General features: G+C 44.8%; 11 protein-coding genes. 2 read left to right on the top strand and 9 right to left on the bottom strand.

All coding sequences use genetic code 11. The features are described from left to right. Nucleotides 1-49: 49 nt before the first annotated feature. From glpG to prlC, 9 genes are all read right to left on the bottom strand, one after another. Complete coding sequence (glpG, locus tag OAG1_RS01705; RefSeq protein WP_040306577.1) at nucleotides 50-898, bottom strand: rhomboid family intramembrane serine protease GlpG; 849 nt, start codon at nucleotides 896-898, stop codon at nucleotides 50-52. Then, nucleotides 895-1,221, bottom strand: coding sequence for a thiosulfate sulfurtransferase GlpE (gene glpE, locus OAG1_RS01700; RefSeq protein ID WP_338626409.1), 327 nt, complete (start codon nucleotides 1,219-1,221; stop codon nucleotides 895-897). The genes glpG and glpE overlap by 4 nt, the downstream gene beginning before the upstream one ends. A 405-nt stretch (nucleotides 1,222-1,626) precedes the next feature. Next, nucleotides 1,627-2,328 carry an ATP-binding cassette domain-containing protein gene (locus OAG1_RS01695; protein WP_016399754.1) on the bottom strand — a complete coding sequence of 234 codons (702 nt, stop codon included), beginning with the start codon at nucleotides 2,326-2,328 and terminating at the stop codon, nucleotides 1,627-1,629. Between the two features lie 19 nt (nucleotides 2,329-2,347). Next, entirely contained in the window at nucleotides 2,348-3,112 is a 765-nt protein-coding gene (livG, locus tag OAG1_RS01690) for a high-affinity branched-chain amino acid ABC transporter ATP-binding protein LivG (protein WP_016399755.1), read from the bottom strand. Next, complete coding sequence (locus tag OAG1_RS01685; RefSeq protein ID WP_338623429.1) at nucleotides 3,109-4,380, bottom strand: high-affinity branched-chain amino acid ABC transporter permease LivM; 1,272 nt, start codon at nucleotides 4,378-4,380, stop codon at nucleotides 3,109-3,111. Before OAG1_RS01685 ends, livG begins: the two co-directional genes overlap by 4 nt. Beyond that, entirely contained in the window at nucleotides 4,377-5,303 is a 927-nt protein-coding gene (livH, locus tag OAG1_RS01680; protein ID WP_016399757.1) for a high-affinity branched-chain amino acid ABC transporter permease LivH, read from the bottom strand. The genes OAG1_RS01685 and livH overlap by 4 nt, the downstream gene beginning before the upstream one ends. Nucleotides 5,304-5,479: 176 nt before the next feature. Beyond that, nucleotides 5,480-6,598 (bottom strand): branched-chain amino acid ABC transporter substrate-binding protein, encoded by a 1,119-nt coding sequence (locus tag OAG1_RS01675; protein WP_338623426.1) that lies wholly within the window; start codon nucleotides 6,596-6,598, stop codon nucleotides 5,480-5,482. Nucleotides 6,599-7,097: 499 nt separating this feature from the next. Next, nucleotides 7,098-8,183, bottom strand: coding sequence for a mechanosensitive ion channel family protein (locus tag OAG1_RS01670; RefSeq protein ID WP_338623424.1), 1,086 nt, complete (start codon nucleotides 8,181-8,183; stop codon nucleotides 7,098-7,100). 132 nt (nucleotides 8,184-8,315) lie between these two features. Beyond that, nucleotides 8,316-10,349 carry an oligopeptidase A gene (gene prlC / locus OAG1_RS01665; protein ID WP_338623422.1) on the bottom strand — a complete coding sequence of 678 codons (2,034 nt, stop codon included), beginning with the start codon at nucleotides 10,347-10,349 and terminating at the stop codon, nucleotides 8,316-8,318. A gap of 452 nt (nucleotides 10,350-10,801) precedes the next feature. Here prlC and OAG1_RS01660 point away from each other — a divergent pair, with 452 nt between their 5' ends. Continuing rightward, nucleotides 10,802-12,805, top strand: coding sequence for an ATP-binding protein (locus tag OAG1_RS01660; RefSeq protein WP_016399761.1), 2,004 nt, complete (start codon nucleotides 10,802-10,804; stop codon nucleotides 12,803-12,805). Between the two features lie 61 nt (nucleotides 12,806-12,866). After that, a complete protein-coding gene (gene gorA / locus OAG1_RS01655) occupies nucleotides 12,867-14,216 on the top strand; it encodes a glutathione-disulfide reductase (protein WP_338623419.1) in 1,350 nt (449 codons plus the stop codon). Nucleotides 14,217-14,397 lie beyond the last annotated feature (181 nt).

Below are 14,397 nucleotides of genomic sequence, written 5' to 3'. Positions count from 1 at the left end.
ACCCAAAAAGCCCATCGTCGATGGGCTTTTTGCTTATTAACAACTGATGTTAATTGGGCTGCTGCTTGTCGAAAAATTTATCTAACAGCGCCTGAGCACAGCCAACAAACAAACCAAATAAGTGGGCCAAGTTAGCAGTAGAAGGCCCCACCACGTCCATAAAACCAATGACCAGCCAGACTAACATAAAGCCAACAATAGCCGGGCTAAGCTGTAAGCCAGCCTGCGGGCGTAACCAGCCGGTAAACCAACAGTACCCCAGTAAGGCGTACACTACCCCCGACAAACCGCCAAAGTAGGGGCCAGTTGCCAGCAGTTGTGCCACGTTAGGTATCACCGCAGCCACAAGGGTAATCAGCAACAATTTAGAGCTACCCAGCTGGCGTTCAATTTCGCCCCCCAACTGCCACCACCACAAGCCGTTAAAGACAATATGGATCACCGAGAAGTGCAGAAAGATAGGTGTTATCACTCGCCAAAACTGATCTGAGGCTAACATACTCAACTGTGGCGTAATGGTAAGGTTGAGCATCAAATAACGCTCAAAACCAATGTTCATAAACAAATAAACCACGGCGGAAATCAGCAAAACCGCCAAAGTAACTGGGCCGGCATGTGCAAAAAAAGCACTTTTAACCAGCCCCTTTCCACCATAAGAGAATTTGGCTTTACGGCTATCGGCCACAGTCCAAGAAGCTGCTAGGTATTTTTCGTCGTTAGGGTTTTCAATAAACTGCTTGAGTTCATATTCAGCTTTATCTAGATGTTGCTCATCAATTAAGAAAACCGCCACACCTTGATCAGCGGGTGCCAATTGGCATTCAATCTTAAGCACCGCCATATAATCTACAAAAGCTTGGGCGACCCGAGGGTTACCCATTACGATTAATTGCTTCACTCAGCATCACCTGATTCAAAAGGAGCAACTTGGCGCCAGGCTTCAAAGCCACCTTGCAGGCTATATACTTCTTCAAAGCCTTGGTGAATCAAATACTGTGCAGCACCTTGGCTAGAAATACCGTGGTAACACATTACGATAAGTGGCGTATCAAACTCGGTTTCCGAAATAAGCTGATTTAAGCTGCCATCGCTTAAGTGAAAGGCATTAACAGGATGAGCTTGAGAAAAAGACTGCGGGTCACGCATATCTAGCAATACCGCGCCTTCTGCAGCGAGCTTTTGCTGAGCGCCATTTACATCAATTTGTTCAAACTGTTCCATCATCTTTTTCACCGCCGTAATTTTTGTTTCACTTTAACTGGTTTAAGGACAAAGAAAAAGCCACAAACCATAAGGAGATTACTAGGGTCTGTTGATCTTTGGTGTTGAAATTTTGTTCAAGATAAGCGGGCTTTAATCGCGGCGAGCACTTAGAAGCCTAGTGGGCTAAGCAAGAAGTGCTTAACAAAGAGTAAAGTTCGCTTATCCGAACCCTTCAGGCAGCATTTCTTAGCCATTTATTCAGCGTTAGCGAGTGATTATTAAGACCACTTAACTGCACACTCACTGCCTTGCCTAAATGGCTAATAAATTGCTGCAAAATCCATCAGCAAAGTTCAACAGACCCTAGCTGTAAGCATAAAAAAAGCAAGCCGAAGCTTGCTTAAATTAGTTCTGGAAAAGGATTTAGGCGCCAAGATAGGCTTTACGCACATCCTCGTTCACTAGCAAGTTATCACCTGTGTCTTCAAGAACAATCCTGCCATTTTCCAGAACATAACCGCGGTCGGCTAAGCGTAACGCTTGGTTAGCATTCTGTTCTACTAAAAACACCGTCATTCCACGTTGGCGCAACTGCTCCACAATATCAAAAATCTGCTGAATGATAATTGGCGCTAAACCAAGCGAAGGTTCATCTAATAGCAGCAAACGAGGGTTGCTCATTAAGGCGCGGCCAATGGCTAACATTTGTTGCTCACCACCAGACATCGTACCCGCACGCTGACTCACCCGTTCTAACAAGCGCGGGAACAAGCTATATACTTCTTCAATGCGCTCGGCGGTTTCTTGCTTCGTCGCAAAAAACGCGCCCATGTGCAGGTTTTCTTCAACGGTTAAACGCGAGAAAATCCGGCGGCCCTCTGGTACCACAGCAATGTCGCCACGCATAATGTCGTGGGTTTGACTATTGGTAATGTCTTTACCGTCAAACAAAACTTGGCCACTGCTGGCTCGCGGGTCGCCACACAAAGTCATTAGCAAAGTGGTTTTACCGGCGCCATTGGCACCAATTAAACTCACAATCTCGCCTTGGTTCACTTTTACACTTACATCGTGTAGAGCTTGAATTGGGCCGTAGTGGGTTGAAACATTTTTTAACTCTAACATTGTTATTTTCTACCTCAGCCTAAAACTCGCCCAAGTAGGCTTTAATCACCTCGGGGTTATTGCGAATTTCTTCTGGCGTACCATTGGCTAAAGGACAGCCTTGGTTAACCACGTATATACGATCTGATATGCCCATCACCAACTTCATATCGTGCTCAATCAGCAATACCGATACATTTTCGTTGTCACGCAAGTCCATAATCAAGCGATCTAGATCGTCGGTTTCCTTAGGGTTTAAACCAGCGGCAGGCTCATCAAGCATCAAAATTTCTGGACGCGTTACCATGCAACGGGCAATCTCTAAACGGCGCTGCTGACCATAAGCCAAATTGCCGGCTTTGCGATTAGCAAACTCTTTTAGATCAACCTTATCAAGCCAATATTCAGCAAAGGCTAAGGCATCTGCCTCACTCTTTTTAAAACTTGGCGTTTTTAGTAAACCCGCTAAGAAGTTGGTATTTAAATGGCGATGCTGTGCTACTAATAGGTTTTCGACCACGCTCATATCTTTAAACAAACGAACATGTTGGAAGGTACGAACAACGCCTTTGCGAGCAATTTGATGACCCGCCAAACCTTGAAGTGCTTCGCCCCGGTAAAGAATTTGCCCGGCGGTAGGTTTATAAAAGCCTGTTAAGCAGTTAAATACCGTGGTTTTACCCGCTCCATTTGGGCCAATTACCGACACCACTTCTTTCTCGTTTAGCTTAAGGGCAACATTGTTTACCGCCAATAAGCCACCAAAACGCATGGTAAGGCCATTTACATCTAATAAAGCACTCATGCCTTGGCCTCCTCTTTTAACTCAATATGAGGACGAGACATTGGCAATAAGCCCTGTGGTCGCCAAACCATCATAAATACCATCATCAAACCAAACATCAACATGCGATATTCATTAAATTCACGCGCCATCTCTGGCAATACCGTCATAATAATTGCCGCTAGAACAACACCAATTTGCGAGCCCATACCACCCAGTACCACAATCGCCAAAATAATTGCCGATTCAATAAAGGTGAAAGATTCGGGGCTAATAAAACCCTGACGTGCAGCAAAAAAGCTACCGGCAAAACCCGCAAACGCAGCACCAATAGTAAAGGCACTCAACTTAACCACAGTAGGGTTTAAGCCTAATGAGCGACAGGCAATTTCGTCCTCACGTAGTGCTTCCCATGCACGGCCAATTGGCATTCTTAATAAACGGTTAATCACAATTACCGTTAGCACCACCAATAACAAGGCCATTAAATACAAGAAAATCACTTTGTATTGCGAGTTGTAGCTAATACCAAAAAAGTTGTGGAAGGTATCAAAACCCTCGCCTTTCAAGCGGCGGTTAAACTCCAAACCAAACAAGGTAGGTTTAGGAATACCACTAATCCCGTTTGGGCCACCGGTAAGGTGAGTTAAGTTATTCAGCAATAGGCGAATAATTTCACCAAAACCTAGCGTTACAATAGCTAAGTAATCACCCCGTAGGCGCAATACTGGGAACCCCAATAAAAAGCCAAACAAGGCCGCCATAGCGCCAGCAATAGGCAAACAAAGCCAAAAACCAAAGCCGTCGGCACTTAGCAGCGCATAAGTGTATGCACCTACCGCATAAAAGCCTACATAACCTAAATCCAGCAAGCCGGCTAAACCAACCACCACATTAAGGCCCAAGCCTAGCATCACGTATATAAGCGTGAGCGTTGCCAAATCCACCGAGCCACGGCTTACCATAAAGGGCCAAATGATTGCGCCAGCTAAGGCAAAAGACACCAGCAAGCGATAAGCCTTTGGGTTTTGCTCAGGACTAGGCAGCTTAAAGTTAAAACCCTTGCTTGGGGCTTTTCCGGCTTTTTTCTTAAATAACAGCGGATGAAGTAACTGGCTAACAAATACTGCCGCCATGCCAATAAATAACCATTTTAGATGACCTTCATCGGCCAAAGCCAAATTTAAACCACTGCTGCTTGGCTCCATACGAATGCCCAATAGCCAGCCGGCCAACAGCATAAAAGTGATGGTAGAAATTAACGCACCAGAGAGATTGAGCTTACTCATACTTTCTCAACCTCCGGCTTACCTAACAAACCTGTAGGCATAAATAACAATACAAAACACAACAAACCAAACGACACTACGTCTTTGTATTCAGTACTAAAGTAACCCGCGGTAATTGCCTCGGTAATGCCTAGCAACAAACCACCTACCACTGCACCAGGAATAGAACCAATACCGCCCAATACCGCTGCAGTAAAGGCTTTTAAGCCTGCCATAAAGCCAATGTAAGGGTTGATTACACCGTAATAAATACCCAAAAGCACACCCGCTACTGCCGCTAATGCAGCACCAATCACAAAGGTGAGAGAGATAACTTTATTGGTATCGATACCCAATAGGTTGGCCATACCGATATCTTCAGAACATGCGCGGCAGGCACGTCCCATACGCGAGTGAGTAATAAAGGTTGTTAGTGCAATCATGGTGACAAAGGTCACTACAAAAATAACTAACTGCATGTAGGAAATAGTTAGGTTAAAGCCGTCTTCTGGACCAAATGTCCAACCGCCAGTAATTAAACTGGGCATGGCAATGTCTCGGCTGCCCTGCGACAGTCGCACCAAGTTCTGCAAGAAGATAGACATACCAATGGCCGAAATGAGCGCAATTAGGCGATTACCGCCGCGCACTGGCCGATAGGCGATCTTTTCAATGGTCCAGCCGTAGGCGCTGGTAATAATGATGCTTATTGCAAACGCACCAAATAACAAAATAGGTAAGGAGTCTAGGCCCATTAAGGCCAATGCAGCTAACACGATAAACGCGACGTAACTACCGATCATATACACTTCACCATGAGCGAAGTTAATCATACCGATAATGCCGTACACCATAGTGTACCCAATGGCGATAAGTGCGTAGGTGCTACCAATGGTTAAACCATTAACTAGCTGCTGAAAGAAATAGAAAAATTGCTCAGACATAACTGCCCCAATCTAGTGGCCAACGCCACCTATACCGGCAAGTAAGTGTATTCAGTGTTGCGGCCCAAACCGCTGATAACCTTGTTACCCAGCTGACTTATCTTGTTTGGTATATTTAGTGTCTTAAAAACAGAAACACCGACTAACTTATCGTTAGCCGGTGTGGTATTACGCGCTTACTTAGCTGCTGAAGAAGAACCGTCAGCGTGCCAAGTGAATACACCAAAGTCGAAGCCTTTAAGGTCGCCTTTAGCGTCCCACTGTAGTGGGCCCATAACCGTTTCAACGGTGTTACCACGTAGGAACTCGGCTACAGCTTCTGGATCATCACCCGCAGCATTTACGCCAGCAACAATACTTTGCATGGCAGCAAAGGCTGTCCATACGAATGGGCCAGTAGGATCGTCGCCATTTTTAACTAGAGCATCTACCACCGGTTTGTTGGCAGGATCTAAGTCGTATTTCTTAGGAAGCGTAACCAATAAACCTTCTGAAGCTGCACCAGCAATCGCAGAAATGTCTTTGTTACCCACACCTTCCGGCCCCATAAAGGTGGCTTTTAAGCCTTTTTCTGAAGATTGACGAAGAATCAAACCTAGCTCTGGGTGGTAACCACCGTAGTAAACAAAATCTACGTTTTCTTTCTTCAATTTAGCAATTAGTGCTGAGAAGTCTTTATCACCGGCTGTTACACCTTCAAAAGCCACAACTTTAGTGCCAGCAGCTTCTAGCTCATTTTTCACAGAAGTAGCAATACCTTCACCGTATTGTTGCTTATCGTGAATCACCGCTACACGCTCAGGTTTAACCTTTTCAATAATATAACGTGCGGCAGTTGGGCCCTGGTCGCTGTCTAGACCAATGGTGCGGAAAATAAGTTGGTAATCACGGGTAGTGATGTCTGGGTTAGTTGAAGCAGGCGTAATCATCAATACACCTTCATCTTCATATACGTCTGACGCTGGCTGAGTTGCACCTGAACAAAGGTGACCAATTACGTATTTAACGCCGTCGTTAATGATTTTGTTGGCTACGGCCACGGCTTGCTTTGGCTCACAAGCGTCATCGTAAACAACTGCTTCAATTTGTTTGCCAGATAGTGCGCCAGCTTGGTTAAGCAATTCTACTGCAATGCCGCCACCAGCAAATTGCATGTCACCGTATTGCGCAACCGGACCAGTTACTGGGCCAGCAATTGCTACTTTAATTGTGTCTGCTGCTTGTGCAAAAGTAGCAGCGCCAAATAGAGCTAGCGATACCGCTACCCCTGAAGCTGATTTTGTCCATTTAGTCATTGATAACTCCATGTTAGCTTTTTGTTATATTGAGTGTGTTTGCAGAAGTGCCGCATTAAACCATAATGCAGATTTCACCCCATTGGCTGTTGTTTTACCCTAAGTTTGCAGTGTTTCACAAGTCGGCCTCCTGAAGCTGGCACTATCACATAGGGTTTTAACAACTTATTTATCTAGACTAAAAACAATACACCGATCACATACAGCAACATATTTCGCACAACTAAACTTTTAAGCTACAAATAGATCTAAATCCAAAATTTAAACCTTATTTATCTCAAATATGCTACTGCTCTGCTGAATTACTAAATTTTGATAAGGTTAAATTAAATTTTACAGGATAAAAATAAAGCCATTTGGCCTAAAGCCATAAGAATAGGCTAAAATCACCAGTAAGTTTTTGAGGTTTTACGCTTAAACAAAGAATAAATATGCAGGGGTTAATAGACGACTATAAGCTTTAGCAGAAACAGCACCGCTGCTGTTTCTGCTCTTTTGATTATGCTTCTAGATCTGCTGGGCTAGGGTTTAAATGAAGAGTACGAGTAGGGAAGGCAAACTCGGCACCGTTAGCTTCCACAATCTCTACGATCTTATTCAACACATCTTGCTTCACTTCGTGATATTTCACCCAGTTGGTGGTTTTAGTAAAGGTGTAGATAAAGAAGTCCAGTGACGAAGCATTAAAGCTATCAAAATTTACCATCAAGGTTTGGCTGGTATCTATCTCGGGATGATTACGTAGCATTTGCTCTACTTCAGCCACCACCTTACTCATCTTGCTCGCGTCATCATAACGAATACCAATGGTTTCTTTGATTCTCCGATGGCTCATTCGACTGGGGTTTTCTACGGCAATGCTAGAAAAAATAGAGTTAGGCACGTACAAAGGGCGTTTGTCGAAGGTGCGAATTTTAGTGACTCGCCAGCCTATGTTTTCAACCGTGCCTTCAATGCTGCGATCGGGCGAGCGGATCCAATCACCCACCTTAAAGGGTTTATCAAAGTAGACCAACAGAGCACCAAAAAAGTTAGCCAACAGATCTTTCGCGGCCATACCAACAATTAATCCGCCCATACCGCCAAAGGCTAATACGCCAGAAATACTAAAGCCTAAAGTTTGAAACACCGCTAACAAAAACAAAATGATTACAGCAGCTCGGCATAACTTAGCCACTGCCTGCACGGTAGTTTTATCTTTACCCACTACTATCAGCTGCTCTTCGGCTCTGCGTACAAAGCGCATGGCCGCCCAAGCAAACATGAACACAACCATCACTTGGCGAATAATTGGGATGTAAGGCTTAAAGTCTGAATCCAAGGCATTAGCAAAGGCAACCGCCACTAATGACAAACCCACTACCGCAATCATCCAGTTAATCGGTTTCCAAAGCGAAAACCAAATAGCGTCATCCCATACGGTTTTGGTTTTCTCGGTTAGGCGGCTCATGCGTGAGGCTAAAATACGCCAAACCAAAAAGGCCACCAGAGTGATGCTTAACACGACAAATACATCGAATAACCAATTAGACGTGGCTAGTTGAGCTTGCTCCTGCTCTAACCACTGGGCAAATTCTTCAAACATTAATCCATCTCTTTATTTGATAACTAGATAAGCTTAACTCAACATCCACCGATTTTGGCTAACAGTTTGGCCAAGTTTACATAAACAAAACGCGGCTTTAGCCGCGTTTTAATTGATCTTTTACCCGCAAAATTAGGCAGCAATGCCAGAGTGACGCAACAGAGCATCAACTTTAGGCTCACGCCCCCTAAAGGCTTTAAACAACTCCATAGGTTCTTGCGAGCCACCTTTCTCAAGAATATTGCTCAAGAAGTGCAGGCCAGTTTCAGGGTTGAAAATGCCCTCGTCCTCAAATTTGGAGAAGGCATCTGCCGACAATACTTCAGCCCATTTGTAGCTGTAGTAGCCTGCACTGTAGCCACCAGCAAAAATATGGCTAAAGCTGTTCTGAAAACGGTTAAAGCTAGGTGGCTTAATTACCGATACCTGTGCACGCACTTCGTTTAATAGATCCAATACACTGCGGCCATTGGCTGGCTCGTGGTGTAAGCGGAAATCAAATAGCGAAAACTCTAATTGGCGCACCATAGTCATCGCCGATTGGAAGTTGCGAGCCGCTAGCATTTTGTCTAACAAAGCTTGTGGCAGTGGCTCACCCGTTTCGTAGTGGCCAGAAATAAAGGCCAAAGCATCACTTTGCCAACACCAGTTTTCTAAAAACTGGCTAGGTAGCTCTACAGCGTCCCAAGCCACACCGTTTATGCCAGAAACCGCCGCTTCATCCACTTTGGTAAGCATATGGTGAATACCGTGGCCAAACTCATGGAACAAGGTAATCACTTCATCATGAGTGAATAGCGCTGGTTTATCACCTACCGGTTTATTGAAGTTACAGGTTAGGTAAGCAACAGGTTTAATCAGTTCACCCTTGGCATCGACACGACGGTCAATACAACCATCCATCCAAGCGCCACCACGTTTATGTTCGCGGGCATACAAATCTAGATAAAACGAGCCGCGCAACTCTCCACTTTGGTCGCTAATTTCAAAAAAGCGTACGTCAGAATGCCAGGTATCTACGTTTTGCTTCTCGCTTACCTCAACCTTAAATAGGCGTTTAACCACTTCGAACAAACCGCCAAGTACCTTGTCTTCTGGGAAGTAAGGGCGTAACTGTTCATCGGAAATAGCGTAAGTATGTTGTTTTAGTTTCTCAGAGTAATAGGCCATATCCCAAGCAGCTAAGTCAGATACCTGATGCTGCTCTTTGGCAAAGGCTTCTAGCTCGGCTAACTCGCGCTCGGCTTGCGGCTTAGAGCGCGCAGCAAGGTCATTTAAAAAACCTAAAACTTGAGAGGGTGACTCTGCCATTTTAGTGGCTAACGATTTATCGGCGTAACTATCAAAACCCAGTAGTTTTGCTAGCTCGCTACGCAGCTCTAGTTCTTCATCAATAATCGCGGTGTTATCGAACTTTTCATCGGTACTTGCTTGCTCAGAGGCGCGGGTGCTAAAAGCGCGGTACATTTCTTCACGCAGCTCACGCTTGTCGGCATAGGTCATCACCGGCAAGTAACTTGGAAACTCTAAGGTTAGTAAGTAGCCATCAAGTTCTTTGGCTTCTGCGGCTTGTTTAGCGGCAGCTAAAGCAGACTCTGGCAGACCGGCGAGATCATTTACATCGGTAATCTGTTTTTGCCAAGCTAAAGTGGCATCCAATACATTATTAGAAAACTGCGAAGATAGCTCAGATAAGCGCTTCACAATCTCACCATAACGGCTTTGCTGCTCGGCTTCTAAACCAATGCCCGACAATTCAAAGTCACGTAATGCGTCACTAATCGATTTTTGCTGGGCTAGATTATAACTGACGAAGGCGTCGCTATCGGCGAGTTGTTTGTAGGCTTGATACAAACCTTTATGTTGGCCAACAAAGGTGCTGTATTCAGACAATAGCGGTAAACAAGCTTCATAAGCTTCGCGCAACTCCTGGCTATTTACCACCGAGTTACAGTGGCTCACTGGTGACCACAAACGGCTTAAGCGATCGTTCACTTCATCCAAAGGCAAGATAAAGTTTTGCCAAGTTGGCGTAGCGTGCTTAAGCACCTCATCAATGGTGGTGCGGCATTCCTCAATCACTTGCTCTACTGCAGGCTGCACATGTTCAGGTTTAATTTTGCTAAACGGAGGTAATCCAGGTAAATCAAGTAAAGGGTTACTCATAGGGGATCCTTAAAGATTGAGAAATGTCAGGGTCTGTTGACCTTTCGCGGTTAAATTTTGTTCGAGATCAAATCGTTTTAGGCGCGGCAAGGCGTGTGTCGCCTAGTTGTTCTAGGTAAATACGCCTTAACAAAGCATAAAACGATTTTAGCCGAACCCTTCGGGCAGCGTTTGTGGATTATTTCTACTGCGTTATCGGCTTCTCCTGTAGGCAAGCTACACATCAAAGCCTCTGCCTTGTATAAATAATCCACAACAGCTGCAAAAATCAGCTCGAAAGATCAACAAACCCTAGCTATGAATAGCTTAATCTGGGGCTAAAAATTTGTAAATCAACCCACGTTTAGTGATTTGGACAGTTTACATAGCTTTGAATTAGACTATGATTTCCTTAGGGATTATTTTGGTTTCTTGGTTTATCAATAACCTAGACCAACAGGACTCATCGATTAATGGACAATAATAACAATACTCCAAGAGTTGAAAACTCAGGGCTGTGGCAAAAACTAGCCTTAAATAAAGGCACTAACAGCCTATCATTACGGATGCTGTCCTACATCCTTATCTGTTCTACCCTGCTTGCTCTTATCATCACTCTTATCCAACTTCGCTACGACTACAAACAAGACGTTCAAGTTATCGAAGAAAGCATTGATCAAATTGAAGTAAGTTTTTTGCAACCCATCGCCGCCAGTTTATGGAACTTAGACGAAGAGCAAGTTGAAGTACAAATTGAGGGCATTATGAATTTGCCCAATATGCAGTATGTGTTGGTAAAAGAAATCTTGGGATCTTCTGAAGTGCCTTTGCTTGCGCGCGGCCGCTCTGCTGATCGTTACGACTTATCCCAAGAATTTGAACTTATCTATCAAGGTGAAATGGTCGGTAAACTGTTTGTGGCCGCCTCACTTGAGCAGGTTTATGAGCGCTTGTGGCAAAAAGCCATGCTGATTTTAATCAGCCAAACCGTGAAAACCTTAGTAGTTTCTATTGGTATTTTGTTCATCATTTATTACGTGATTGTGCGCCACCTAAATACCATTGTGGAGTACACCCGCAACCTTGACCTAGATAACTTAGGCGCACCGTTAAAAATTGATACTGGCAATAAAACGCGTAACGATGAGCTAGGAGAACTGGTTAATACCCTTAACCAAATGACCCAAAAGATCGACCATGAATTTGATCAAAAACTCAAGGCTACTGAACAGCTGGCACATGAGCGCGATTTCTCTGCCACAGTAATTAACGCGAGTAACGCGGTTATTGTCACCCTCGATAATCAGCTAAATGTGCTCACCGCTAACCCTGCTGGGGTAATGCTCACAGGATTCCACCAAGAAGAATTAGAAGGGCAAAATTGGCTAAGCGTATTTATTGATAATGACATGCGCGAGAAAATTGAAACCGATTTACGCCAACTGCGGGTTATTCAAGACCAAGAGTTAACCCTTACGGATCAAGCCAACAATCAATACACCCTGCTGTGGACCTTTGTGCCTTTTTACGAGGGCAACCATGTATCACGAATGATTGCCTTTGGGTACGACGTAACCCCTCTCAAACGCGTTGAGAAAGAGATTAAAGAGCTCAACGATGAGCTTGAGCAAAAAGTGCAATCTCGTACCGAGCGACTAGAAGAAAGTAATCTGCAATTAGCCAGTGCCTTCGACAAGCTTAAAAACGCACAGCAATCTCTGGTTGAAGCCGAAAAAATGGCATCGCTGGGTGGCTTAGTGGCCGGCGTTGCCCACGAGATTAATACGCCAATTGGCATTAGTGTAACAGCCGCCTCTTACTTGCAAGAGCAAGGTAACCAGCTAGAGAAGAATATTGAGAGCGGAAAACTAAGCCGCAAATTTATGGAAGAGTTAATTCAAAACCTCAACCAATCTACCGAATTACTGCTAAACAATTTACGCCGTGCATCCGATCTTATCAGCAGCTTCAAACAAGTGGCGGTAGACCAAAGCTCCGAGGCTTGCTACACCTTTAACCTTAACGAAAATGTTAACCAAGTAATCACTTCTTTAGGCCACAAAATTAGACGTTCGGGTTGTGAGATAGTCGTTGATTGTGATGACGACTTAGAGCTTTACAGTTTCCCTGGGAGCTTTACTCAAATTTATTCCAACTTGATTTTAAACTCGGTTAAACACGGTTTTGAAGGCTGGGAAGGTGATAAACGTATCGACATTTCCATTCACCGAGAAGACGACCAACTGCACATCGACTACCGCGACTCGGGACGCGGCGTAGATAGCAACATTGCTCAAAGAATTTTTGACCCCTTCGTTACCTCAAAACGAGGCCAAGGCGGCAGTGGTTTAGGCACACACATTGTCTACAACCTAGTGGTTCAGCTACTTAAAGGGCACATTGCTTTTGATAGCAAACCTGATGAAGGAGTGCACTTTTCTATCCGCTTACCTTACCAAGCGCAAAAAGCTGATTAACATCTGTCTTTAGTACAGGCTATACTGCTGCAAGTTTTCGGCCCCTATTCGGAGTACCTTAATGAGAGAATTCGACTACCTATGCATTGGTGCAGGCAGTGGCGGTATCGCCTCGGCAAATCGTGCCTCTATGTACGGACAAAAAGTTGCCTTAGTTGAAGCCCGCCACGTTGGCGGCACCTGTGTAAATGTGGGTTGTGTACCCAAAAAAGCCATGTGGTTCGGCGCTCAAGTTGCAGAAGCCATTCACCGCTACGCTCCAGACTATGGCTTTGATGTTCAGGTAAATAAGTTCGAATGGTCAACCCTAGTGGCAAGCCGCGAAGCCTACATTAAGCGTATCCATGGCTCTTACGACCGCGTGTTAGGCAATAATGGCGTGACCGTTATCAACGGCTTTGCCAAGTTTGTCGATGCTAATACTGTTGAAGTAAATGGCGAACAAATCCGCGCAAAACATATTCTTATTGCTACTGGTGGCCGCCCGACGATTCCTAATATTCCTGGCGCCGAGCTGGGCATTGATTCCGACGGTTTCTTTGCTCTGACCGAGCAACCCAAGCGAGTATTGGTGCTAGGTGCTGGTTATATCGCGGTTGAGCTCGCTGGCGTATTGCACTCGCTAGGCAGCGAAACGCATTTAGCCGTTCGCAAGCATGCTCCACTGCGTAACTTTGATCCTATGCTAAGCGAAACCTTAGTAGAGATAATGGCCGAAGACGGGCCAACATTACATACCAATAGCACTCCTAAAGCCATTGAAAAACAAGCTGACGACAGCCTAGTTGTTAGCTTTGAAAATGGTAATAGCTTGCAAGTAGATAGCGTAATTTGGGCAATTGGCCGTGAACCCGCCAATGACAAAATTAACCTAGAAGGCATTGGTGTTGAAACCGATGACTACGGTTACATTAAGGTTGATGAGTACTCAAATACCAACGTTGCTGGTGTTTATGCAGTGGGTGACAACATCGGTAAGGTTGAGTTGACTCCTGTGGCAGTAAAAGCCGGCCGTTTATTGTCTGAGCGGTTATTTAATGGCCAAACTAACGCACAAATGGATTATGACTTAATTCCTACCGTAGTATTCAGTCACCCGGCCATTGGTACCATTGGTTTAACCGAGCCGGAAGCTATTGCTCAATACGGTGAAGATAACGTGAAAGTGTATAACTCTAGCTTTGGAGCCATGTACACCGCCGTTACCCAACACCGCCAAGTAACCAAGATGAAACTAATCTGTGCTGGCGACGAGCAAAAAGTAGTAGGCCTTCACGGCATTGGCTTAGGCATGGATGAGATCTTACAGGGCTTTGGTGTAGCCATGAAAATGGGCGCAACTAAGGCTGATTTTGACGCTTGTGTCGCGATTCACCCCACTAGCGCAGAAGAGTTTGTAACTCTTCGCTAGTACATAAAAGGCTAAGCATAATAATGCTTAGCCTTATTTTTGCCGCTGATTTGTTCTGAACCCTCGCTTTAGCCTTCCGATTTACCTTAATCCTTCAGCAATTGTTAACAATAAAATCCTCACACATAGCAAACCGCCAACTACACTAAATAAATAGGTCGATTTCTTTGTAAGGCTTTGA

This window comes from Agarivorans sp. OAG1, assembly GCF_037076485.1.
Lineage (GTDB): Bacteria > Pseudomonadota > Gammaproteobacteria > Enterobacterales > Celerinatantimonadaceae > Agarivorans > Agarivorans albus.
This window is presented reverse-complemented; position numbering and strand designations above follow the sequence as displayed.

Excerpts from the sequence above, each read along its gene's own strand:
- OAG1_RS01675 (WP_338623426.1), bottom strand. The coding sequence starts at position 6,598 with ATGACTAAATGGACAAAATCAGCTTCAGGGGTAGCGGTATCGCTAGCT.
- prlC (WP_338623422.1), bottom strand. The coding sequence starts at position 10,349 with ATGAGTAACCCTTTACTTGATTTACCTGGATTACCTCCGTTTAGCAAA.
- OAG1_RS01685 (WP_338623429.1), bottom strand. The coding sequence starts at position 4,380 with ATGAGTAAGCTCAATCTCTCTGGTGCGTTAATTTCTACCATCACTTTT.
- livG (WP_016399755.1), bottom strand. The coding sequence starts at position 3,112 with ATGAGTGCTTTATTAGATGTAAATGGCCTTACCATGCGTTTTGGTGGC.
- OAG1_RS01660 (WP_016399761.1), top strand. The coding sequence starts at position 10,802 with ATGGACAATAATAACAATACTCCAAGAGTTGAAAACTCAGGGCTGTGG.
- glpE (WP_338626409.1), bottom strand. The coding sequence starts at position 1,221 with ATGGAACAGTTTGAACAAATTGATGTAAATGGCGCTCAGCAAAAGCTC.
- OAG1_RS01695 (WP_016399754.1), bottom strand. The coding sequence starts at position 2,328 with ATGTTAGAGTTAAAAAATGTTTCAACCCACTACGGCCCAATTCAAGCT.
- gorA (WP_338623419.1), top strand. The coding sequence starts at position 12,867 with ATGAGAGAATTCGACTACCTATGCATTGGTGCAGGCAGTGGCGGTATC.
- livH (WP_016399757.1), bottom strand. The coding sequence starts at position 5,303 with ATGTCTGAGCAATTTTTCTATTTCTTTCAGCAGCTAGTTAATGGTTTA.
- OAG1_RS01670 (WP_338623424.1), bottom strand. The coding sequence starts at position 8,183 with ATGTTTGAAGAATTTGCCCAGTGGTTAGAGCAGGAGCAAGCTCAACTA.